The sequence below is a fragment of the Singulisphaera rosea genome (genome assembly GCF_054877945.1).
In genome coordinates, this window is the sequence record NZ_JBTYIP020000003.1 from 686,271 (window position 1) to 710,432 (window position 24,162).

Genomic DNA, 24,162 nt, shown 5'->3' on the forward strand with positions numbered 1-24,162 from the left:
TCTCCCCTTGGCCATTCTCTCGGGGCCACAGGCTAGCAACATTTTACAATCGTGAGTGCTTAGTGCAAAGTCTCCAAGAATGGGGGGGGCGAGTAAGGGCACCCTCCCGACGGCAGGCGAGCCGGTTCAGGCTCGCTTCGCCCAGCGGCCGGCGAGGACGCCGCAGATGACGAGTTGGAGGGGGTGGTAGATCATGATGGGGAGGAGGATCAGGCTCAGGCCCGCGTGGTGGCCGAAGATGAGCTGGGCCATCGGGACGCCCGAGGCGAGGGTCTTCTTCGACCCGCAGAAGACGGCCGCGATCCGGTCCTCGGTGGTGAAGCCAAGGCCGTTGCAGACCAGGTTGGTCGCGAAGAGGACGACGAAGAAGAGCAGGGTGGTGCCGACGAACGTCTCCGCCACCGCGTCGAGCCCCTGGCCGGTCCAGACGCCCGTCACGACCGACTCGCAGAAGGACGTGTAGACAAGTAGGAGGATCGTCGAGCGGTCGACGATGTGGATGATCTTCTTGTGGCGGGAGACCCACGCGCCCAGCCAGGGACGGGCGAGTTGGCCGACGACGAGGGGGAGCAGGAGCCAGGTCACGAGGTCGAGGATGACCTTGCCCATGGGGAGCGATCCTTCACCCCCTTCCTGGACCATCACCCCGATCCAAAGGGGGGTCAGGAAGACCCCGAGGAGGCTCGAGAGGGTCGCGTTGAAGACCGCTGCGGCGACGTTGCCCCGGGCCGCCGCGGTCATGGCGACCGAGGACGAGACGGTCGAGGGCAAGGCGCAGAGGTAGAAGAACCCGAGCCGGAGGTCGGGGGAGAGCCAACGCCCTACAAGGCCGAGCGTGGCCAGGCCCAGGGCGGGGAAGACCAGGAAGGTGAACGACTGGACGACCAGGTGGAGCGGCCATCGCAGGGTGCCGGCCTTGAGGGCCGCGAAGGAGATCGCCACGCCGTGGAGGAAGAAGAGCAGGGCCACGCCCGCCTTGTTCAGCAGCTCGGGATGGAGGATCCCGCCGTTCGCGCCGGGGCCGGGGATGAGCCAAGCCAGGACGATGGCCGCGGCCATCCCCATGAGGAACCAGTCGACCTTGAAGCGGATGGACATCGTCTCAGTTCAGGAGTGAGGGGCCTGGTGGCGTGCGACGATCGCCCTCGCCGTGCGGAGCCCGTCGACGGCGGCGCTGACGATCCCCCCCGCGAACCCGGCCCCCTCGCCGCAGGGATAGAGGCCCACGACGGCCGGGCTCTCGCGCGTCGAGGGGTCGCGGGGGATCCGCACGGGGGAGCTCCCTCGCGACTCAGGGCCGACGAGCGTCGCCCCCTTGAGGAAGAGCCCCTGGAAACGCCGGTCCATGATCGGCAGGCCGCGCTCGAGCGTCTGCAAGACGATCGGGGGCAGGATCGACCCGAGGTCGATCGGCCTGGTGCCCCTCGGATAGCTGCTCGGGACCTTGCCCCGGCTCGGGCGGTCGGCCAGGAAGTCGCGGGCCCACTGGATCGGCACGGCGTACGAACGGCCGCCGGCCAGGTACGCGAGCCGTTCCGAGCGCTGCTGGAAGTGGACCCCGGCCAGGGGATGCCGACTCCCCGTGTCTTCGGGGGTGATCGTGACGACGAGCCCGCTATTGGCGAACGGCGAGTCGTGCCGGCTCTCGCTCATCCCGTTCGTGCAGAAGTAGCCCGGCTCGCTGACGCTCGGCATGACATACCCGCCGGCGCACATACAAAACGTGAACAGATCCCTGCCGGACGCTCGCGCGACGAGATTATAGTCGGCCGCGCCCAACGCGGGGTGCTCGGCCTGGGCACCGTAGCGCGCGACGTTCACCTGCTCCTGGGGCTGCTCGATCCGGACGCCAAGCTGGAACGGCTTCGCCTCGATGGGGACGCCGCGGCGGAGGAGCATCGAGTAGGTGTCTCGGGCGCTGTGGCCGGCGGCGAGGATCGCGACCTCGGCGGCGATGTACCCCGAGCTGGTGCCCAGGCCCCGGAGTCGGCCGTCGACGATGTCGAGGTCCTCGACCCGGCAGGAGAACTGGACCTCACCGCCGAGCTGCTCGAGCTTGCGTCTCAGGGTGCGGACGATGAGCGGGAGGCGGTTCGAACCGAGGTGGGGGCGGTGCTCGTAGAGGATCGACGGCTTGCCGTGGCAATCGGCGAGGATCTCGAGCACGCGTTGGACGTCGGGTCCGGTGTTCCGGCAGGTGAGTTTGCCGTCGCTGAACGTCCCCGCGCCCCCTTCGCCGAAGAGGTAGTTGCTCTCGGGGTCGAGGGCCCCGCCGGCATCGAACCGGCGGACGTCGGCGACGCGATCTTTCACCTCCCGCCCGCGTTCGAGGACCAGCGGACGATAGCCGCCGAGCGCCAGCAGATAGCCCGCCAACAAGCCCGCCGGCCCGGCGCCGATGACGACAGGCCGATGCGACAGGGGCACCGCCCCCGGCTCGGGCCAGTCGAAATGCTCCGCCTCGTAGTGCTCGACCTTCAGGCCCCGCGACCGGCCGGCGATCTCCGCCTCGGCCTCGGCGCCCGGGACTTCGACCTCGGCCGAGTACACGAAATGCAAGTCGTCGTGCCGCCGCGCGTCGAGGCTCTTGCGGAGGATCCGCCACCGCGCGATCGCCTCGCGACCGACGCCGAGCCGCTCCGAGAGCTTCTCCGGCAGCGCAACCTCGGGCTCGTCTAGTTCCAGTCGAACGTTGGCAATCTTCAGGGACATTGGGTAATCGTCGCGAGAAGGGGATCTATTCACCACAAAGCACAAAGACACAAAGAGAGCAAATCTAAAAGCTTTTAGATCTTTTTAAAACTCCTGGCTTTCAATGCATCTTCTTTTCTTCCCTTTGTGTCTTTGTGCCTTTGTGGTGAAGAGCTCCCCTACCCTCAAGCCGTCGGTCCGAAGCAGATCAACGTAATATCGTCCGCCTGGGCGTGGCCGGCGGAGAACTCGCGGATTTCCTGGAGGATGGAGCGGCCCACGGCCTCGGGGCCGCCGGGGGACTCGGCGAGCCGTTTCAGGAGGCGGCGGTTGTCGCGAGAGTCGTAGAGTTCTTCGCGGGTGTTGCGTGCGTCGGTGACGCCGTCGGAGTGGATCACGGCGACGTCGCCGGGCCCGAGGGTGACCTCTTGCTGCTTGTAGTGCGAGCTGTCGACGATGCCGAGGGGGAACCCGGCGATGTCCTCCCCGACCTCCTCGACGGCGCCATTCGCGCGTCGGATGAGGATGGGGAGGTGTCCGGCCGAGCAGAACGTGAGCCGGCGCGTCGGGAGGTCGAGGACGCTGAGGCTCAGGGTGATGAACTTCTCCTCGATCCCGGCCGCGTAGAGCAGGCGGTTCAGCTCGGTCGCGGCCAAGGCGGGGGTGTCCTTGGTGAGGATGCAGAACCGGGTATCGCCCGAGAACTTGGCCATCATGAGCGCGGCGGCGACCCCCTTGCCGGAGACGTCGCCCAGGGCCAGCGCCCACTTCGTGTCGGAGAGCCGGACGAAGTCGTAGTAATCGCCGCCGACCTCGTAGGCCGGATGGTAATGCGCGAAGAACTCGTAGCCGGGCACCGTGGGGACCGACTGGGGGAGGAACCGTTTCTGGACCTGCTCGGCGAGCTTCAGGTCGCGTTCCATCCGCTCGCGTTCGATCAGGGTCTCGTGCATCGCGGCGTTCTGGATCGCGACCGCCGCCTGGCTCGCGACCGCCGCGAGGACGTCGAGGTCCTCCTGGAGGAATTGTTTGCGATCGCTCGTGTCGAGTTGGAGGATCCCCAGGGCCTGGCCGTCGGGGGTGAGCAGGGGGACGCACATCACCGAGCGGATCTTGAGGTCGGCGATCGAGGCGCTCGTCGGCAGGTTCTTGTCGTTCCCCGCGTCCTGGCTGAGCACCGCCCGGCGCTGGCCGAGGACGTGGTTGACGATCGACCGGCTGATGCTCATCGGGATCTCGTCGTCCGGGATCCCCGCGAACGTCGAACGCCGGTTCGGCCGGTACTTGAACGCCTTGCGCACCAGCCGCTTCGTGGCCGGGTCGATGAGGATGAGGAAGAGCCGCTCGGCCTGGGGGAAGAGCTCCATCAAGGAGTCGAGGATCTTGGGCGCGACCGAGTCGATCTTCAACTCGCTGGAGAGGTTGCGGGTGATCTCGAGGATCGCCTTGAGCTTGACCTCGGGGCGGACGGCGCTGGCGAGGGCGCTCGAGCGCGACGCGTCGAACGTGTGCATGTTCGGGTCGTCGGCGTCGTCCCCCTCGGTGACGAGCATGACGTCGCCGTCGGAGCTCGAGGGCGGGTCTTTGGGCGGTGCGTTGAAATAGAGGAACTCGACGTCGCAGATGTTGATCCGGTCGCCCGGCTGGAGGTGGTGGTCCTTGCTCGGGTCGACGCGGGTGTTGTTGACCTTGGTGAGGTTCCGCGAGTTGAGGTCGGCCAGGAAGAACTTGTCGCCCACCCGACGGATCTCGGCGTGGCGCCGGCTCACGCCGTTGGGGTCGAGCACGATCTGACACTCGGGCGAGCGGCCGATAACGGTCAGGTCCCCTTTGAGCTCGATGATCTGTCCGGCGGCATGGCCGGTCACCCGCTTGAGGATCGCCATTCCAAGGGACTCCCTTGCACCAACGCAACAGACGACCGCGAACGCACGAAGGAGGGGCGGGGGCTCACTTCACCCCACGCAGGATCTGCTTGGCACGGAGCTCGTCGGTGACATTCCCCCGATCGAGCCTGAGGATGAGCTGGCGGAGCAGGGGCTGGAGGTCCCTGAGCGCATACGTCGTGTTCATGGTCTTCGCAGAGTCGATCGCCTGGGCGACGACCTCGATGGCCAATTCCTGAAGCGCCGGGTCGCTGACGTCCTTGCCGAAGGTCTGCGGGATGCCATCGATGTTGCCGTCGAGCGCGTCGACCCCGGCCCGGGCGATGACGGCGAGTTCCTCACCGTGGGCCTTGTCATCCTTCCAGCGGGCGAGCTCGGCGGCGAGGGCGCCCAAACGGTTGAGGTCACGTTGCCTGAGTAGGCTTCGGGTGAGTTGGATGTACGCCTTGGAGCAATACTCGCGTTCGGTCGGGAAGTAGCCGGGGACGGCGACCCAGGCTGATTCCTGCTCGGCGGCCGGGGCCCTGTACAGGGCGTGGTGGTATTGGGCCTCGGCGGTGCGTTGGCGCGAGTTCCGGTCCTTCCAGTCGGGGGCCATCCAGAGGCCGGGCATCGCCGACGACGGCCGAGCCCCCTCCGCGAGCAAATCCACCGGCCGGACGAGCCAGCCCCAGAGCAAGCCCCCCGCGAGGCAAGCGGTCACCAGGCTGATCCCCCGGCCGGTCCCGATCCGGAACCCCGAGGGGGCCTGCGGCCCTTCATTCCCTTCCCCATTCTCGCCCGAGGGGGAGATGGAGGACGACTTCGACGGCTCGACCGCCGGGGCGGGGATCACGCTGGCGCTACCGGAGCCGAGGTCCGTCGCGGCCGGCAAGGCCATCGACGGAACCTGCAAGGTCTCGCGGATCTTCGCGAGGTCCCGGAGCATCTCCGCCGCCGACTGGTAGCGATCGGCCGGCTTCTTGGACATCAGCTTCATCACCAACCGGTCGATCTCGGCCGGGAGGTCGGGCCGATGCACGATCAGACGCACCGGCGTGTCCTTGACGTGCTTCAGGGCCAACGCCAGGGCCGTCTCGGCCCGGAACGGCGGCACGCCCGCCAGCATGTGGTAGAAGGTCACCCCCAGCGAATAGAGGTCGCTGCGGTGGTCGGTCGTGTGCCCCTGCGCCTGCTCCGGGCTCATGTAGAGCGGCGTGCCCATCGTTGTGCCGGGCTGGGTCAGGTGCACGTTCTCGGCGTCGGTGTCGCGACAAAGACCGAAGTCGGCGACCTTGACCTGCCCCTTGCGGGTCAGCATCAGGTTCTCGGGCTTGATGTCCCGATGCACCAGGCCGATCTCCCCCGCCGCGCCGATCGCCACGCCGGCCTGCTTCATGATCGCGAGGGCCAGGTTCAGCTCGACCGCCCCCTTCTTCACCAGGTAGTCGCGCAGGTTCGTCCCCTGCACATACTCCATCGCGATGAAGCGGGTCTCGTCCACGCTCCCGAGCATGTAGACATGAACGATATTCGGATGATTCAGCTTGGCGACCGCGGTCGCCTCGGCCTCGAAACGGCCGAGGTACGACGGCTTGCTGAGCAGGTCGGTTCGGAGGACCTTCAGCGCGACCGGACGATTGAGGCTGACCTGGCGGGCGAGATAGACTTCGCCCATCCCCCCTCGGCCAAGCAGCCGCTCGACCTGGAAATCGCCCAGCGTCTTCCCGGTCAAATCCCGAGGGGTCTCAAAGCCGCCGGTGGCGGTCCAGATGGCCGTATCCTTGCCCGGCGTGGAGAGAGGCTTCTCCGGCTCGCTCATGACGCACCCGGAATCCCTAAGGGGGACCGACTCCATCCTAGTTTTGACCTTATGCCGCGTCGCACGCCTCCCTAGTCTACGGCAAACCCCGTGGTTGCGCGAAGACCATGCCCGCGATGGGACTCGGATACGTTAACGTCCCGTACGTTCAAACTCGCCCCAAAGATCGATCCAAAATCCGAAAACCGGTGGGGAATCCTCTCGGCGAGATGACGCCATCCGAACCATCGACCCAAAACACGTAAAACCTACAAAAACCCCAAAAACCACATTCTACCCAAACACCCAAAGTGCGAATTTATTGCGACTTGAGCCGGGTATCAGCGCGGGTTACGATGCCTCGCATCCGCCCCGCCGCCTCGCACGAAGTGTCCGAGGCTAAGAGGCGGGGCAGGGGCACACGATGGCCCCGCCGCGGGATTCCCGCCCTCTCGCTTCCGAGCGACCCGACCCTTCCTCTCCACCCCACCACGGAGCCTCTCCCATGAATCGCCCGTTCCACATGGCCGTCGCCGGGATCGCGCTGGCGATCGCCTTCTCAGGTGCCCCGGCGCTCGCCGAAGAGGGGAAGACGATCTCCCTCTTCAACGGCAAAGACCTCGACGGCTGGTACACGTTCACGCCGCACGCCGACAAGTCGGTGGATCCTTATGTCGATGCCAAGGGAGTCTTCAAGGTCGAGGACGGCGTGATCCATGTCTCGGGCGAGGAGTTCGGCTGCCTGACGACGAAAAACGAATACGCCGACTACCGTCTCCGCCTCGAGGTGAAGTGGGGCACCAAGAAGTGGCCCCCGCGCGACCTGGCGAAGACCCCGCGCGACTCCGGAATCCTGATGCACTGCGTCGGGCCCGACATCGTCTGGATGAAGTCGATCGAGTGCCAGATCCAGGAGCACGACTTCGGCGACTTCTTCATGGTCGGAGGGACCACCCTGGTCGTCAACGGCAAGACCGAAGGGGGCCGGGCGATCCGGACGATCGACGCCGAGAAGCCGAACGGCGAGTGGAACGTGGTCGAAGTGGTCTGCGACGGCGGCTCGATCACCAACATCGTCAACGGCGTCGTGACCAACCGGGGGACTGCCGCCAGCGTCACGCGCGGCAAGATCATCCTCCAGTCGGAAGGGGCCGAGATCTACTTCCGCAACGTCACGATCACCCCGTTGAAGAAGTGACCGGCTCTCCCGAAACCCGGTGTTTTCTGAAACACCGGGTTTCGGGACGAATTCCGAGCCAAGCGATCGGGTCAGGCGAGTGCATCCCCCGGATGTTGCCACGGGGCGCGATAGTCGATCTTGAGAAGCTTCGTGGCCTCGGGGTCACCGACGACGACCCGCTTGGCGGGGTCGTAGGTAACCGGACGGTCCAGGCCCATCGCGACGTTGGCGAGGATGCACGTCGCCGTCGAGATGTGCCCCTGCTCGATGTCGGCCACCGGCTTGCCTCGGCTCTCGATCGCGGCGAGGAAGTCCCTCATGTGGGCCCGGGTCGCGGGGGCGGCGTTCAGCTCGATGGCCGGCTCGGTGAGGTCTTCGGGGTACTGCTCGCGCTCGAACACGCAATCTTTGTGGATCCGCTTGCCCTGCCCTTGGGGGATGAAGTCGTAGCTCATCGTGCTCGCCTTGAGCGTCCCCTTGTCGCCGTAGAGGGTCAGGGCCCAGGGGTAGTCGTTGTCGGGCGAGGTGCCCCAGGTGCGGTGCTGCCAGACGACGTTCAGGCCGTCGTACTCGAACGTGGCGACCTGGGTGTCGGCGATGTTCGACTTCCCCTCCTTCTGCACGAGGATCCCGCCCGAGGAGGAAATCCGCTTCGGCCACCCCAGCCCGAGCATCCAGCGCACGGTGTCGAGCATGTGGATGCACATGTCGCCCATGATGCCGTTGCCGTACTCATTGAACGTCCGCCACCAGCGGACGTGCGGCAGGCCGTCGTAGGGCCGCAACGCGGCCGGGCCCGTCCACATCTCGTAGTCGAGGAAGTCGGGGACGGGCGTCACGGGCGGGTTCCCGTTGGCCCTCATGTGGTAATAGCAGCAGACCTCGACGTGGCCGACCTTGCCGAGCAGCCCGGCCTCGACGACGTTCTTCTTGGCGTCGACGAGGTGCGGCGTGCTCTTGCGCTGGGTGCCGACCTGGACGACGCGATTGTGCTTGCGGGCGGCGGCGACCATCGCCTCACCCTCGAGGACATCGTGGCTGATCGGCTTCTGGACGTACACGTCCGCCCCGGACTCGACGGCGGCGATCATCGGCAGGGCGTGCCAGTGGTCGGGCGTCCCCACCAGGACGATGTCGAGGTCCTTCTCCTTCAGCATCTCGCGGTAGTCGCTATACCCGCGCGGAGTTTTCTTGGACTTCTGCCGGGCGGCGGCCATCTCGATCGCGCCGGCGAGCATCTTCTTGTCGACGTCGCAGATCGAGACGACCTCGACGGGGGCGACCTGGATCAGGCGAAACAGGTCGCTCTTGCCGTACCAGCCGGCCCCGATGAGGCCCACCCGGTACGTCTTCTCCGCCGCGCCCGCGACCAGGGGGCCGGCCAACATCGAGGTCGTGAGCCCCGTCACGCCCGCTTTCAACGCCTCTCGGCGATTCATATCCGTAGCTCCCGAAGTTTGGATGGGAAAGGATTCGGCCGCGCCGGCCCGCACCGCGACGAGGAGAGGGTCGAGCGGACCCACTCGTGAAAGCGTCCAGTGTAGGCACGAGCCGCCGTCTGTCCAGGGACCACCCAAGGGCAGCGGTCCGTGGACGGCAAAGATCGATCGCAGAACGCTCGGCGGCCCGCCTCGCGGCCCATATGCGTCTCGAACCGCCGATTCCCCAACACCTCATGAGTGTCCCAGGGCGGAGATCGCCTGAGGGAGGCATCCCCATCGGTCAGGGCTGGGATCCCACCGTCAACACGCTGTTATTGAAGAAGCCGGTCTGGCGCCAGTTGGCCGGATCGTGACGATAGTTTCCGCCATTCTGAACATACTTATATTCATAAACACCAGGCGTCAGAGAGATCGTTGCCGAGAACAACCCCTTGTCGTCGGGGCCGTCGAGCTTCTGGACCGGCGAGAAGTCGCGGTTGAACGTCGCGGCGAGGTGGACGGTCTTCGTCCCGGAGGGGGGGCGATGACGGAAGGTCACGTCGAACTTGCCCTCGGCGCCGGGCTTAATTTCGGGAGGGCCGACGGTCAGGTCCTGGTAGCCGAGCGCGACGTCCATGTAGCCGACGAGCATCTCGTCGTTCGTCTGCTCGCCGAAAGGGACCGTGCGGGTGGGGTCGGGGTTGTTCGGGTTGCCGGGCGAGTTGTCGAACCGGGCCAGGCAACGCATGATCGTGCCCTCGGGCATCGGCTTCGGCTCGGCGAGGATGTAGGCATTCTGCCAGTCGAACTCGTAGCGCGGGACGTCCAGCAGGACCTCTCGACGTCCGTCGGGGTAGTTCGCCTCGAAGCGGAAGGCCTTGCCTCGCAGGTGCATGTGCGGCAGGAGGCCATAGAGGATGTAGTCCTGATTGAAGCGGTGCTCGGCCGTGGCCGCGAAGTCGGCGGCCCCCGCGGGGATGCGGAATGAGGTGTTCATGACACCAACGGAGGTCAACCGTTTCGACACGACTTTCGGATCGGCGAACGACAGCCCGACGACGCTCCGGTCGGTGGTCGGCCTCCCGTGGGGCGTGTAGTGGGCCTGGAACAGGAGCTTCGACCCGGCCGGGACGACCCTGGCGACCCCGGCCGGCATCTCGCGAGGGGGCATCCCCGGCGAGTAGGCGGCGAGCAAATCCAGGTCCAGCACATTCTCCACACGGCGGCCCGGCGGGATCACGAACACGATGATGTGGTGGACCACCGACGGGTCGAGCGGGCGGACCTGCGAAGCCCGTACCCAGACATCCCTGTCAAACCCGGGATCGACCTCGAAGGTTTGATACGGGAGGAGGCCGGTCGCGGGGATCTCGACGGCCTTCGGCATCTCGATGACGAGATCCGGCTTCGGGATCCTCCAGCCTTCGAGGAACTCGCGCGGCTTGGGCAGGTCGGCCGGGTTCCCCTCGGGGGCGCCGGCCGCGACCCAATCGGTGATCAACGACGTCTCTTCCTTCGTGAGACGAGGGTCGTTCTGGAAGCGCCCAAATTCGGGGCTGGCGTGCCAGGGGGGCATCCGCCCTTCGCCGACGACTTCGCCGATCATCTCGGCCCAGCCGGCCGCCTGTTCATAAGTGGTCAAGGCGAACGGGGCGATCTCGCCGGGACGGTGGCAGGCGACGCAGCGATCCTGGAGGATGCGGGACACCTGCTTGCTATACGTGACCGTCCCCGCCCGGGGAGCCCGAACCCGGCCGATCCGGCAACCGACAGGATTGGTGCCGGGCGCGGGGACCTCTCGCCCAGCGAGCAAGGCCTCCAGGGCCTCGACGAGATCCTCCCGCGTCGGCGTCGGCCGATGAGTGCCGAGCGCGAACTGGTCGTCGATCCGACCTCGGTATCGGACCCGACGCGCCTCGTCGAGCACGACGACTTCCGGCGTCCGCTCGACGCCGAGCCGGTCGGCCAGCACATTCCCCGAGTCCTTCAAGAACGGAAAGGGGAGTTCGTTCCGCTTCGCGAAGCGACCCATCGCCGCCACCCCGTCCTGTCGATTCGCGTCGATCCCGAAGAACGCGACACCTTTCGAGCCGAACCGTCGGGCCAGGTCCCCGAGCTTCGGCGCGTAGAGATTCGCCAGCGGGCACTCGACCCCGAGGAAGGCGAGGACCACGAGCTTGCGGTCGCGGACGTCGTCCAGCGAATGCCAGGCCCCACGATCGTCCTGGAGCCGGAACGTCACGCCATCGCCAGCCTTCGGCGGGTCGCTCGCGAAGGCCAAAAGGACCGACGCCACCCCATACGTGAACATCAGCATGATCACCGCCCAGCGTCGTGGACCACGTCGCAAGGCCCGCCCGACGGCCGGCCGAGCCCCTCGCCGCCCATCCTACCACAATCGTCGTGGGCCCATAGCGTCCGGCCCAGATTGATTTGAGGTGGGAACGGCCCGCGGATTGTATGCCCGATCGGGCTCGGCTAGAATCGGCCCGATTCAGCCTTCCGGCTCGCCGCCAACCCCTCCCGCGGCCGGGCTGAGGACGCACGCGATCGGGATTCTCTCCGGATCGAGGGCCCGATCCCTTTCCCGTCGAAACGAGACATCCCAGGTGTGGCACGCATGAATCTTCGTCATTGTCCTTGGCATCTCCCCGCCGCCTTCACCCTACTCGCGATGATCGGATCGGCCGCCATCGCGGCCCCGGAGGATGGGCCGGCGAACGACCGGTTCGTGATCACCGAGGCGATGATCCCGGCGCGCGACGGCGTGCGGCTGCATGCGAAGATCTTCACGCCGAAGGACCAAAAAGGTGACCTCCCGATCATCCTCAGCCGGACCCCGTACGGCGTGGCCCGCGCGGGGCGGTCGTTCGTGGGGTATCTCAGGGCGATGGCCGACGACGGCTACATCTTCGTTTTCCAGGACATCCGGGGAAAATTCGGCTCCGAAGGGACCTTCGTCATGCAGCGCCCTCCCCGCGTCGAGGGGGACACGAAGACGCTCGACGAGGGGACCGACACGTATGACACGATCGATTGGCTGATCAAGAACCTCCCGCACAACAACGGCCGGGTCGGCATGCTCGGGATCTCCTATGACGGCTGGACGACGATCATGGCGGCGCTCGAGCCCCACCCGGCGCTCCGGGCGATCTCGCCGCAGGCGTCGCCGGCCGACATGTGGCTCGGCGACGACTTCCACCACAACGGCGCGTTCCGGCTCAGCTACGGCTTCGAGTACGCCGCGATGCTGGAAGGGGGCAAGGAGGTCAACCACTTCACCTTCGACCGGCTAGACACCTTCGACTGGTATCTCAAGCTCGGCCCGCTGTCCAACGTGAACGCAAAGCATCTACACAACAAAATCCCGACCTGGAACGACTTCGTCGCCCACCCGGATTACGACGAGTTTTGGAAACGACAGACCCTGATCCCTCAGATCCATGCCGTGAAGGTCCCGACGCTCAACGTCGCGGGCTGGTGGGACCAGGAGGACTTCTTCGGGCCGATGCGGATCTACGAGGCGCTCGAGCGGTTCGACACGAAGGGGATCAACACGCTCGTGGTCGGCCCCTGGAACCACGGCGGTTGGGCGCGAGGGGCAGGGGACAAGCTCGGCCCCATCACCTTCGACGGAGCCACCGCGAAATACTTCCGGGAGCAGGTCCAGGCTCCCTGGTTCGCCTACCACCTCAAGGACAAAGGCAAATCCACCCTGCCCGAGGCCCTGACCTTCGAGCCCGGCTCGAACCGCTGGCGACGCTGGGACGCCTGGCCGCCCGTCAAGCAGACCGAGGAGCGCCGCCTGTATTTCGCCCCGGATGGCCGCCTCTCGTTCGACCCGCCGACGAAGGAGGGCGCCGATGCCTCCGACACCTTCCTCTCGGACCCGGCCCATCCGGTCCCGTATCGACACCGGCCGATCCAGGCGACCTACTCCGAAAACGGGTCGAAGTGGGCCCCCTGGCTGCTCGAAGACCAGCGCTTCGTCGCCGGGCGTCCCGACGTCCTGACGTGGGAGGGCGAGCCACTCTCGGCGGACCTCACCATCGCCGGCGAGGTCGTCGCGAACCTCGCTGCCTCCATCACCGGCAGCGACGCCGACTGGATCGTCAAGCTGATCGACGTCTACCCCGAGCGATACCCCGACGACTGGGACCTGGCCGGCTACCAGCTCATGGTCTCGAACGAGGTCTTCCGAGGCCGCTACCGCAAGAGCTTCGAGAAGCCCGAGCCGATCAAGCCGGGCGAGATCCTCGATTACACCATTAGCCTGCACACCCAGGACTACACCTTCCTCAAGGGACACCGCCTGATGGTGCACGTGCAGAGCACCTGGTTCCCGCTCATCGACCGCAACCCGCAGACCTTCGTCCCGAATATCTTCGAGGCCAAAGCAAGCGACTTCCGCGAGGCCCGGCACACCATCCATCGCTCGAAGCAACACCCGTCGAACGTCACCATCCCGGTCGTCGTGAAGCCGCCGGCTTGAGTGAGGAAAGAATCCGCACTCCTCGCCGATCTCGTCGAGCCCTCACCGGAGGATTTCTTCACCACAAAGGCACCAAGACACAAAGTGGGACCATTCTGAGGGGACCAAACTCCCTTCAGATCTCTTCCCGGATTTCTTTGTGTCTTCGTGCCTTTGTGGTGAAGATCTCCCGATTCCACCGGAGGGATCCCGGCGGACTTCGGTGAGGAGTTTCGATCAATCGGCGACGGACTCAACCGGGCCGCGAGCCCTCGAGCGCCGAGTCGAGGTCGGCGATCAGGTCGTCGACGTCCTCGATGCCGCAGGAATACCGGACGAGGGTCTCGGGGATCCCGAGGGCGGCGCGTTCCTCGGCGGTGAGCTCGACGTGGGAGCCGGTCGCGGGCGGGGCGACCACGGTCTCGACCGCCCCGAGGTTCGCCGCGCGATGCGCCCAGCGGAGCCGGGGCAGGAACCGCTTGACCACGCCGAAGTCGCCGGGGAGTTGGAAGCTGAGGACCCCTCCAAAACCGCCGGGCATCTGGCGACGGGCGACCTCGTGGTTCGGGTGATCTTCCAGCCCGGGGTAGAACACGTGCTCCACAAGCGGGTGGGCCCGCAGGTGCCTCGCAATCGCGAGCGCATTCGTGTTCTGACGCTCGACCCGGAGTGCCAGGGTCTTCATCCCGCGCAGGAGCATGTACGCCGCGTCGGGGTGCAGGGTCGCCCCCGTGATCTCTCGGCGCCGGAAGATCGCCTCGACGAGCGCCGGGTCGCCGGCCACCACACCCCCGAGGGCGTCGGCGTGCCCTCCCAGATACTTGGTCGCGCTGTGGATGACCAGGTGGGCCCCGAGCTCGAGCGGATGCTGGTTGATGGGCGTTGCGAACGTGTTGTCGACGACCACCGTCGCGCCGCGTGCTCGGGCCCGTGCGGAGAGGCGGGCGAGGTCGAGGATCTTGCACGTCGGGTTGGTCGGGCTCTCGAGATAGAGGACCGCCAACCCTTCGTCGATCGCAGCCTCGATGGCCTCGTGGTCGGCGGTCGGGCAGAGCGTCACCTCCACGCCGACCCTCGGCAGGAACTCGCTGAACATGCGGTTGGTGCCGCCGTAGGTGTCGGTGACCGACACCACGCGACGCCCCGGATCGAGCAGGGTGAAGAGGGTGTCGCTGATCGCGGCCATGCCCGTCGAGAAGCTCGTCGCCGCGCCGGCCCCTTCCAGCACCCGGAGTTTCTCCTCGAAGACGGCGACGGTAGGGTTGGTGTTCCGCCCGTAGATGTGCCCCTCCGCCCGGCCGAGCGCCACCGCCTGCCACTCGTCGAGGTCGTCGTAGCCGAAGGAGACGCTATTCACCACCGGGACCTGGGTGGCGCGTTGCATGTGGACGCCCCCCTCGCCGGCCCACACGGCCTGGGTCCGGGGACGGGGCGAATCCTTGCGTTCGTTGACCGAGTCGGACATCGACGAAACTCCTGGGTCGGGACGGGCCAAGAAGGCGAGCGAGCGCGGTCCCATGATCATCGGGATTCCGCCGCCACTCCGCGAGAGCGATAATCGTCCCGAATTTGTAACTCGCCTCGCTGATCTCTACCGGACCCTCACCGCGCGAGGATTTCACCACAATGTCACAAAGAAGAGGACCCTGATAGGACCAAACCAAACCTCCTCGGACTGCTTTGATGGTCCTTATGTGTCCTTTGTGGTGAAGCATTTTTCCGGTCAAAGCTCGATGGTGACCAGCGAGAAGAGTCGAATTCGCAGAAGCCGGATCATCTCACTTCGGTCGGCGGCGCCTTGCCAGCTTTCGCTTTGGCCAGGTAGCTTTCCATCAACGCTTGAAATTCCCCCGAAATCAAATCACTGAGCTCGGGATCTCTCTCGACCGCCTGCGATGCCGCCTTCATGAGCTGGATTACGACCAACGCCATGAGCTCGGAACGCTCCGTCTCGAGAGTCGGGTTCGCGGCCCGGAGGATTCGCGCGACGTTCGTGCGGAAAGCGTACCTCAACTCCTCGGCGAGTGCGGAGACATCGCGGGGCGACTCGAGCAGGGCGGTCGCCGCGGCCCGTTCTTCGCGAAAGTTGGCCGGGACGCCGAGAATCGCCTCGGCCAGCGCGGAGACGCCCAAGGTCGCGGCCTGCTCCTCGATCTGCCCCAACACCTCCCCGAGTCGCTCGCCGAAACGCTCGATCACCGCATCCGCCAACGCCTCCTTGCCGGGGAAGAACTGGTACAACGAGCCGATCGGGGCCCCCGCCTTCGCGGCCACCTCGGTCATCGTGACCGCGTCGTAACCTTTCTCGGCAAACAGCGAAATGGCCGCCTCCAGGAGCGAGGCCACACGCCGTCTCCCCCGCTCTCGACTAGGGGGGCGCGCCGTACCCTTTCCGCTTGAGCTTGACATTTGCGAGGAACCCCTCATAAATCAATTTCGTGAGGCTCACCTCATATTATCACGCCCGACCGAGCGATCCATGCCCCGAGTCGTTGCCGAAGTCTGCGACTCCCGGGCGAGATCCCGGACTCTGCCCGGCATCGGGCCAGGAGGTAAACCTCGATGTTCGTCGACCCTCGCACGACGGCCTTGGCGATGATCGACCTCCGGAAGGGGATCCTCGGCCGTTCCCGGGTGCCCCATTCGTCGACGGAGATCGCCACGAGCCCCGGCAGGGTCGACGCGGCGGCCGTGATCGCGACCTCGGCCCCACCCTCGCCCGGTTCGTCGCCAAAAGGTCGGGGATTGAACACATGACTCGTTGATTTCACGTTACATTTCGTAGGGTGGGCATCGCCCACCGGCAAATCGAAGGCGTGGTGGGCGATGCCCATCCTAACAAAATGCCGGAGGCTCGTGTTGCGATGAGGGGATCGGCTGGGCCTAATACCTCGCTCACAAAATACTTGCAGCGAAGCGATCGTCGGGATGCTTGCCCCCGGTCCTAAGATGCCCGTGATATCTCTCCTCATGCGTCCCCCCGCCCGGCCCTCTGACCTTCGCGTCCTCCGAGATCCCCAGCGATGTCCTCAGACCGACTGGCGACCCTCCCACCGGCTCCCGGCGAGCCGGCCTCCCGGAATCCCGGCCTGCGCTTCATCGTCTTGCTCGGCCTGCTCGATGCATTCGGGCCGCTCGGGATCGACATGTACCTGCCCGCGTTCCCCCGGATCGAGCACGACATGAAGGCCCCGGGGGGCGCGATGCAGTTGACCCTGTCGCTCTTCCTCGCCGGCCTGGCGATCGGCCAGCTCATCTGCGGCCCGATCTCCGACCGCATCGGGCGGCGGATTCCCTTGCTGTACGGGAGCGCGGCGTTCGCAGTCGCGTCGTTGACGTGTGCCTTCGCCCGCTCGATCGAATCGCTGATCCTGGCCCGCTTCGTGATGGGCCTGGCGGGTTCGACCGGCATGGTCATCGCGCGGGCGGTCGTCCGCGACTCGTTCGAAGAAGCCGAGTCGTCGCGGATCTACTCAATGCTCATGCTCGTCATCGGCATCGCCCCGATCCTCTCACCGACCATCGGCGGTTGGCTGATGCAGTTGGGAGGCTGGGGCTCGATCTTCTGGGCCCTCTCCGCCTTCGGGTGCGCCTGCGGCGTCGCCGTGGCGTTCGACCTCCCCGAGACCCACCCCGTCTCACGCCGGAGCCGGGACTCGGTCGCCACGATCTTCCGCCGATACGGCGCGATGAGCGTCGACCGCCGGTTCATCGGCTACGCGGCGCCGGTGAGCCTGGCACTTGGGCTCATCTTCGCATACGTCGCGTCAGCCCCGTCGCTCTTCATGCAGCATTTCCAACTCTCGCCCTCGGCCTTCAGCCTTGTCTTCGCGAGCAACGCCATCGGCCTGATCGGGATCGCCCAGGTGAACCGCCGGTTGACGCGGACCTACGACACGCACCGGATCCTCCGCGTCGCCTCGGTCGTGAATGCGTCGTCGGCCCTCCTGCTACCGGTCCTCGCCTGGACCGGGTTCGGTGGCCTGCCGGCGTTCCTCGCCACGATCTTCGTCTGCCTCGCCACCGTGGGCCTGATCCTGCCCAACGCGACGGCCGCCGTGATGGCCCCTTTCCCCGAGCGGGCCGGCGTCGCCTCCGCCCTGCTGGGGATGCTCCAGTTCTCGATCGGTGCCGGCACCGGGGCTATCGTCGGCCTCCTCCACGACGGCACAGGACGTCCGATGGCCGTGACCATGGCCGCGTGCGCGACCCTTTCCCTACTCATCACGATCACCGCCGAGCGGATGACGACCCACAACCCTGCGCCGGTCGCCGCCCTGGCAGACTGACGGTCTCTTCCGATTCCCGGATCTATCCGAACGATCCTCGGGTCTCGCCTACGTCCCGCAATATGTCCGATAGCCGGACTCATCCTCGGGCAGAGCCTGATATCCTTCCAGACCGGGCCTCGACTCGTAAGGAGACGCCAGCGCCTCCATAAGTTGATGGAACACCGTCAAGTCGTCGTGCTCCTCGGCGGCGGCGAGGGCCTCTTCGACACGGTGGTTGCGCGGGATGACGACCGGGTTGACGGACTGCATCAAGGCGTACGACTCGGCTCTCGGGCGACCGTCCCTCTCGAGACGCTCTTGCCAACGGGCGTGCCAGGCCTGGAATTCCGGGGCGCGGTAGCGATCGTCGACAGGCGTCTCTCTCGAGGAGAGATCGCGGAAGGTGTTGGTGAAATCGGCCCTGGTGCGTTGCATCCAGCCGAGCAGAGACTGGAACAAGTCGGCGTCGTCGTCCTCGACGGATTGGAATCCCAGCTTCTTGCGCATCCCGTCGAGCCAATAGCGATGGAAGACGTCCGGGAATCCTTCGAGGACCTCCACGGCGGCCGCGACCCCCTTCTCCGGGTCGGGATCGATCAGGGCCACCAGGGTCTCGGCGAACCGGGCCAGGTTCCATTGGATGATGTTGGGCTGGTTGCCATAAGCATATCGACCGCCGTGGTCGATCGAGCTATAGACCGTCTTGGGGTCGTAGGCGTTCATGAAGGCACAGGGGCCGTAGTCGATCGTCTCTCCCGAGACCAGCACATTGTCGGTGTTCATCACGCCGTGGATGAAACCGACGAGTTGCCAACGAGCCACGAGCGAAGCCTGGCGGTCGGCCACCGCGCGGAGGAATTCCAGGTATTTCCCCGGTGCCTCGGAGGACAACTCCGGGTAATGACGGGCGATCGCATAGTCGGCGAGTTGCCTCAGGGCGTCGTCGTCGCGGCGGACTGCGTACTCGAAGGTCCCGATCCGGATGTGGCTGGCGGCGACTCGGGTCAGGATGGCTCCCCGGCGGATCGACTCGCGGTAGACGGACTCTCCGGTGGTGACGACCGCGAGGCTCCGCGTCGTGGGAATGCCCAGCGCGGCCATGGCTTCGCTGACGATGTACTCGCGCAACATCGGCCCGAGGGCGGCCCGGCCGTCGCCCCCTCGGGAGAACGGCGTCCGGCCCGATCCCTTGAACTGGATGTCCACGAGGCGCCCGGACGTCGTCCGATGTTCGCCCAGCAAGATGGCACGGCCGTCGCCGAGCATCGTGAACCCGCCATACTGGTGCCCGGCGTAGGCCTGTGCGATCGGGAGAGAGCCACCTGGCAGGTCCTGACCTGCGAAGATCGCCGCGGCCGATTCGGGCGAGAGGGCCGAAAGGTCGAGGCCGAGTTCTTCCGCGAGTCGATGGTTCAAGATCGCCACGCGCGGTTCCCGCACCGTGACCGGGTTCACCGCGTGGAAGAGGACCTCCGACAGCCGCGAATAGGTGTTGTCGAACCGCCAGCCAATCGGACCGCGAGATGCGTCAGGTGCGGTCGACATAACCATTCATCTCCCTTGTTTATATCATCCATGTCGGGTTCGAAACCCGGTTCTGAAGAACAAGCCGGGTTTCGGAAGCGCGAGCGCCGCCGACTCTTGCTCCGTAGCCCCCATCTAGGCGAACGATCGCTCAAGCGATCAACTCTCGGCGGAACGACTTGAGCCAGGGGACGAGGGGCTTGGGGGTGTGGTCGGTGCGGAAGAGGCCGGCGTGGGGGTAGAGGTGGGGGTTGAAGTCGCTGGGCTGGAGCCAGGTGACGGAGCGGACGAACGGCTTGGCGACGGCCAGCGAGATCCATCGGCTCGCCCAGGACGCCTGCATCGTGTCGTCGGGCGGGGCGGGCCACTGCGAGGTCTCGACGCGGACGTTCGGGTCGGCCTTGGGGTCGGGGGCGGAGGAGGACGGGAAGGCGAAGCTCACGTGGAGCGGCAGGTTCAGGAGCGCGTAGAGGTCGAGGAGCCTCGAGAAGTCGAAGAGGTCGCGGATGTGACTGCCGGGTGACGAGTAACCCGGCGCGATCTCGAGGGCGATCCCGGCCAGGCCGAGGTCGGCGCGGACGAGGTAGTCGGCCAGGTGGAGCGGGCCGAGCTGGAACGAGCTCGAGCCCATCCATTCGGCCCAGGGGCGCTCGACGCCCAGGGTGAACTGCGCCCCGGGGTCGGCCTGGCGGGCGACCTGGATCGCTCGGGCGGCGATCCGGATCTGCTCCTCTTCGGACAGGCCGAGGAACTCGTTGCTCGCGGGGCGATGGACCAGGTGCCAGAGCGGGATCTTCCCTTTGTAGCGACTGACCGTCTTGCGCACGAGGTCGACGACGAGCCCGAGGATCGTCTCGAAATCCCCCTCCCAGAGCCAGATCCAATCGGGCACGGCGCCTGGGCGGAAGTCGAGGAGCGGTCCGGCCTGGATCGCGACCTTGTTCTTGCGGCACCAGGTGAGCTGGGCGTCGAGCTCGTCCCAGCGATATTGCCCTTCCGTCGGCGCGAGCGTCTTCCACGTACACCGAACCTGGGCCGAGTTGAACGTGCCGGCGACCTCGGCGGCCCACGGCGACTGCTTCATGTCGCCGTCCAGGGCGCAGGCGAGCCAGGTCGGGAGCTTCGAGGTCGCCGCCAGGCGCGTCTGGAGGACCTGGCTGGTGTAGGTGTCGACCAGGAGATCGCCCGCGGCCCAGACGGCGGCCAGGCTCTCCTGGGCCGCCATGTGGGATGCGTTCAGGTCCTGGCTCGCGGTCACCGCCTTGATGAACGCGCGGTGGGCCTTGGTGATCATCCCCTGGAGCTCGGGGGGGGTCCGCAGGCCCATCTGGCGCCAGTCGGCCAACTGGTTGCGGACCTCGTTGAGCTTGCCCCGCGCCATCTCGACCGCGAGGTTGTAGGGCTCGGGCCGCTCGCCCAGGGTGGCCGTGCCGATGATCGGGGTGCCGACCCCTTCGACCGGCCAGGGGACGTACAGGCGGCCGCTCTCGTTACTGTCGCGATGACAGCTCAGGATGCCGTTGCGGAGCTCGGCGTTCAGGCGGCTCGGCGTCCGGTCGAGCCCGGTCACGTAAGCCTTGCGCAGCTCGGCCGCGCGGGCTGCCGGTGTGGGCGACGCCAATCGAAACCTGAGCACGCCCATGCGACCTCGCCCCGAACCGAACGGAAGGAAATTCGCCCCGGACCCGGTCGGCGAATGTGTTGGAATGCCTCGAGACGGGCCTTACCGGCCGGCCGATCGCTCCCAGACCTCGGGGTTCACGAGGTTCGGGGGCCTTTCTCCGCGGAGCACAGCGACCAGGTTCTCACCGGCAATCCGGGACATCGCGGCGCGAGTCGCGTGCGTGGCGCTCCCGAGGTGCGGCAAGAGGACGGTGTTGGGACAATCGGCAAGACCCTCCGCCATTCTCGGCTCGTCCTCGTAGACGTCAAGTCCGGCCCCCGCGATCCGACCCGCCTTCAACGCCTCGACCAGGGCCGCCTCGTCCACCACCGGCCCCCGCGCCGTGTTGATGAGGTAGGCCGTCGGCTTCATCTTCGCGAGGGTTTTGGCGTCGATCAGGTAGCGGGTCTCGGCGGTCAGCGGGACGTGGAGGCTGACGAAGTCGCTCTCGGCGAGCAGCTCATCCAAGCCTACACCGCGGGCCCCGAGCGCATCGAGCTCGGGGCTGGGGCGTCGACCATGGTAAAGGAGGGGCATCTTGAAGCCCTGGGCCCGTTCGGCGACCGCCGTGGCGATCCGGCCGGGGCCGACCAGGCCGAGCGTCCGGCCCGTCACGTCACCGCCGAGCATATACAACGGCCCCCAGCCCGGGAACCGCCCCGCTCGCATCTCCCGATCCCCCTCGGCCGCCCGCCGGGCGACGCCGAGGATCAAGGTCCAGGCCAGGTCGGCCGTCGCCTCCGTCAGGACGCCCGGAGTGTTCGTCACCAGGATGCCCAGCCGGGTCGCAGCCGCCACGTCGATATTATTGTAACCGACCGCCATGTTGGCGAAGACGCGACAACCCCGAGCCGCCTCCAGGACCGTCGCATCGATCGCGTCGGTCAAGAGGCAGAGCACCGCGTCGCAACCGGCGACCTTGGTACGCAGCTCGTCCGCACTCATGACGCGATCATCGGTGTTCTGCGTGACGTCGTCGGAGACTCGCTTTACCAGGCTCGGGCCGGGTTCGGGGATCGGCTGGGTGATCAACACACGACCGGGCACGGCGCGTTGCCTCCTCGATTCCACCTTCGCGCGAATCATCCAGTCTCCACAACGAGCATAGCCTCGACTCAACTCCTTGCCTAGTACCCCCCTTCCGCCCGACGACGTTTGACCGAGCGGGCCCACCGACCCGATCGGGTTTGTCTTGGCCGAGGTTGTCGGCCGCGGGGCAAGAGTGCCCCGCCTACCATTTTGGCGTCGAGAAACCGAGCGGAGGTAGGCCGATGAGGTCGAGGACCCGAGCGACGGGTGGCCGGGCCGGCGCGCAGCGACGTCCCGGAACGCGGGATGTCGAGAATCCCGGGGCGTCGCTGCGCCACGGCCCGGCCACCCGATGTCATGATCCGCGCACCGCAAGGAGAAAGTCCACGGCCTTTCCATCCTTGACGAGACGGCGAAACCAGGGGAGTCAATGCCGGGTTCAACCGCGGCGAGCGGGAGGGTTCTTGACCTCGGGCTCACCCTTGGGGACGGCCTTTTCGGCGGTGGGGTTGTCCTTGTCGTCCTGGCCGGGGACTTCGTCGCTGGGCTGATAGAGCGGGAGGTAGCGGTAGTAGACTTCCAAGGTCAGCAGGGACAGCGAGGTCAGGAAGAGCCGGCCGCCCGACATCGCCCAGCGGTCGACCTGGGGTCGGACGGGGTCCCAACTCCCTCGGTCGCAGCCATTGCCGGGGATTTGCATCTGGATCAGGCCCTCGCGGACCCGGACATTCCACTTCTTCCAGTCCTTGTTCTGCAGGTTGTGCAGGAGTTGCGTCGCATAATACCAGTAATAAATGTTCCGCTCTTGAGACTGCTCCAGGTCGATCGCGACGTGCGAGGCCCCCTTGATCAGCGGGGGGAAGTTGCGGGGCCAGCCGAGGTACTGGCGGCTCAAGAGCGCCTCGGCGGTCATCACGGGAGAGAATGCGCGGCCAGGCTGATAAGAGTAGGTCGTCTTGCGGCCGTCGGCCGCGGCGAGGTCGAGGTAGGTCCGGCACCCGATCAGGGTGTTCTTCGGCACGATCAATCCCGAGAGCCTGGCACTCCGGAGCGCGAACATCTGCCAGCCGAAGACCGAGGTGTCGCCGGCCTGCTCGGGGACGTACCGCCAGCCGCCGTCCTGCGAGTTCTGCGCGGCGATGATGAAGTCGATCGCGGCCTGGGCCGGCTTGCGCAACTCGGGGTCCTGCGAGAGGCCATAGGCCTCGCAGATCGCCATGCTGGCGATCCCGTGGCTGTACATCCGGGCCATCGGCCCTCCGCCGATGAACAGCTCGCCGGTGGCCTGCTGATTCGCGACCAGCCAGTCGAGGCCCCTGCGGACGTTCCCCTGATAGCGGCTCTTCTCGGTGTGGATGTGCCCGGCCCCCATGAGGGGCAGGAGGGCGAGGCCGGTCGCGGCGGTGTCGGACTCCATCGCGGTTTGCGCGGGGCATCCGTCGCCCTGGCACTGGCCGTGGAAGTTCAGGCTCCAGCCCCCGTCGTTTCGCTGGTGGCGGACGATCCAGTCGAGGCCGTCTTCGACCGCCTTCTCCGAGCGTACCGTCCCCCCCTCCCGGCGGACGAGCCGGGCCTTCGCGTCGCCCTGGCGGCCCGAGAACGGGGCGACCATCGGCTCGACGTGGACCGCATACGTCGCACGCTTCCCCTTGGCCCCCTTCGCCGACGGCTTCGTCTCGGCGGGCAGTTCGGGCAGGACCAGCTCGGGGGCGAAATCCGATAGGCTCGGCAGCACCGGCTGGTTCACGACCGCGAGGCCGGGCGGGGGTGGCTCGATCGAGAGCGACGGAGGCTCGGGCGACTTCAGGTCCGTGAACGGGTCGCCGGCATGGTCGGACGGGATCAAGGACGTCAGGTCTTCCGTCAACTGGGACGGCAAGCTCGACTGGATGACGACCTCGCGAGGCCCTCCCGAGTGAGCGTAGACGTAGAGCGCCAAAAGCAGGAGAAGGGCCCCGTGGATCAGCAGGCTCGTCCCCCACGAGGGGATCCAAAGCAAGATCCCCGGCGCAATCCGATCGACCCGGCGCATCAAGCGACGGAACCTGACGCGGAGGATACGTCGCAGACGGGATCGCGGGTGGGGCATCGAGGGACCCGTCCTGTCCAGGAGACTGCCGACGTGAGAAACGACTCTATTCTAGGCCGGCGATCGGCCGAGAACCAGGGTGCTCGCCCGAGCCGCCGAGGGGGGAGGACGGTCGGGAAGGCCCTTCGACAAGAGAGAGGTGAAAGGGCCCCGGAGC

General features: G+C 66.6%; 16 protein-coding genes. 4 read left to right on the forward strand and 12 right to left on the reverse strand.

All coding sequences use genetic code 11. The features are described 5' to 3' along the window. Positions 1–126 precede the first annotated feature (126 nt). From ACYOEI_RS09035 to ACYOEI_RS09050, 4 genes are all read right to left on the reverse strand, one after another. On the reverse strand, positions 127–1,098 hold the full coding sequence (locus tag ACYOEI_RS09035) for a bile acid:sodium symporter family protein (protein WP_462849075.1): 972 nt from the start codon (positions 1,096–1,098) through the stop codon (positions 127–129). Between the two features lie 9 nt (positions 1,099–1,107). After that, the gene (locus ACYOEI_RS09040; RefSeq protein WP_462849076.1) at positions 1,108–2,712 is read right to left on the reverse strand and encodes an NAD(P)/FAD-dependent oxidoreductase; all 1,605 of its coding nucleotides are present in this window, start codon (positions 2,710–2,712) and stop codon (positions 1,108–1,110) included. A 164-nt stretch (positions 2,713–2,876) separates the two neighbouring features. Then, complete coding sequence (locus ACYOEI_RS09045; RefSeq protein ID WP_462849077.1) at positions 2,877–4,577, reverse strand: SpoIIE family protein phosphatase; 1,701 nt, start codon at positions 4,575–4,577, stop codon at positions 2,877–2,879. 64 nt (positions 4,578–4,641) lie between these two features. Next, the gene (locus ACYOEI_RS09050) at positions 4,642–6,378 is read right to left on the reverse strand and encodes a serine/threonine-protein kinase (RefSeq protein WP_462849078.1); all 1,737 of its coding nucleotides are present in this window, start codon (positions 6,376–6,378) and stop codon (positions 4,642–4,644) included. Between the two features lie 484 nt (positions 6,379–6,862). Between ACYOEI_RS09050 and ACYOEI_RS09055 the strand changes: the two genes are divergently transcribed. After that, entirely contained in the window at positions 6,863–7,555 is a 693-nt protein-coding gene (locus tag ACYOEI_RS09055; protein ID WP_462849079.1) for a 3-keto-disaccharide hydrolase, read from the forward strand. Positions 7,556–7,626: 71 nt separating this feature from the next. On the opposite strand, the gene ACYOEI_RS09060 is transcribed toward ACYOEI_RS09055, so the two are convergent. Together ACYOEI_RS09060 and ACYOEI_RS09065 are read right to left on the reverse strand one after the other, a co-directional pair. Then, entirely contained in the window at positions 7,627–8,925 is a 1,299-nt protein-coding gene (locus ACYOEI_RS09060) for a Gfo/Idh/MocA family protein (protein WP_462849120.1), read from the reverse strand. 334 nt (positions 8,926–9,259) lie between these two features. Next, positions 9,260–11,275: a redoxin domain-containing protein gene (locus ACYOEI_RS09065; protein WP_462849121.1), complete on the reverse strand. Its 2,016-nt coding sequence runs from the start codon at positions 11,273–11,275 to the stop codon at positions 9,260–9,262. A gap of 303 nt (positions 11,276–11,578) precedes the next feature. Here ACYOEI_RS09065 and ACYOEI_RS09070 point away from each other — a divergent pair, with 303 nt between their 5' ends. Then, the gene (locus tag ACYOEI_RS09070; RefSeq protein ID WP_462849080.1) at positions 11,579–13,450 is read left to right on the forward strand and encodes a CocE/NonD family hydrolase; all 1,872 of its coding nucleotides are present in this window, start codon (positions 11,579–11,581) and stop codon (positions 13,448–13,450) included. 232 nt (positions 13,451–13,682) lie between these two features. Here ACYOEI_RS09070 and ACYOEI_RS09075 read toward each other — a convergent pair whose 3' ends face one another. Next, entirely contained in the window at positions 13,683–14,894 is a 1,212-nt protein-coding gene (locus ACYOEI_RS09075) for a cystathionine gamma-synthase family protein (protein WP_462849081.1), read from the reverse strand. A 308-nt stretch (positions 14,895–15,202) separates the two neighbouring features. After that, entirely contained in the window at positions 15,203–15,775 is a 573-nt protein-coding gene (locus ACYOEI_RS09080; RefSeq protein ID WP_462849083.1) for a TetR/AcrR family transcriptional regulator, read from the reverse strand. A 216-nt stretch (positions 15,776–15,991) separates the two neighbouring features. On the opposite strand from ACYOEI_RS09080, the gene ACYOEI_RS09085 reads away from it, so the two are divergent. Continuing rightward, positions 15,992–16,186, forward strand: a complete 195-nt coding sequence (locus ACYOEI_RS09085) for a cysteine hydrolase family protein (RefSeq protein ID WP_462849084.1) — start codon at positions 15,992–15,994, stop codon at positions 16,184–16,186. A gap of 266 nt (positions 16,187–16,452) precedes the next feature. Next, on the forward strand, positions 16,453–17,718 hold the full coding sequence (locus tag ACYOEI_RS09090) for a multidrug effflux MFS transporter (RefSeq protein WP_462849086.1): 1,266 nt from the start codon (positions 16,453–16,455) through the stop codon (positions 17,716–17,718). A gap of 48 nt (positions 17,719–17,766) precedes the next feature. Here the strand turns inward: ACYOEI_RS09090 and ACYOEI_RS09095 are convergent, their stop codons facing one another. The 4 genes from ACYOEI_RS09095 to ACYOEI_RS09110 form a co-directional block, all read right to left on the reverse strand. Continuing rightward, positions 17,767–19,251 carry a protein adenylyltransferase SelO gene (locus ACYOEI_RS09095; RefSeq protein WP_462849087.1) on the reverse strand — a complete coding sequence of 495 codons (1,485 nt, stop codon included), beginning with the start codon at positions 19,249–19,251 and terminating at the stop codon, positions 17,767–17,769. Between the two features lie 124 nt (positions 19,252–19,375). Continuing rightward, positions 19,376–20,866, reverse strand: a complete 1,491-nt coding sequence (locus ACYOEI_RS09100) for a hypothetical protein (RefSeq protein ID WP_462849088.1) — start codon at positions 20,864–20,866, stop codon at positions 19,376–19,378. An 81-nt stretch (positions 20,867–20,947) separates the two neighbouring features. Then, entirely contained in the window at positions 20,948–21,973 is a 1,026-nt protein-coding gene (locus ACYOEI_RS09105) for a 2-hydroxyacid dehydrogenase (protein WP_462849089.1), read from the reverse strand. A 382-nt stretch (positions 21,974–22,355) separates the two neighbouring features. Then, positions 22,356–24,005, reverse strand: a complete 1,650-nt coding sequence (locus tag ACYOEI_RS09110) for a prenyltransferase/squalene oxidase repeat-containing protein (RefSeq protein ID WP_462849090.1) — start codon at positions 24,003–24,005, stop codon at positions 22,356–22,358. Between the last annotated feature and the right edge of the window lie 157 nt (positions 24,006–24,162).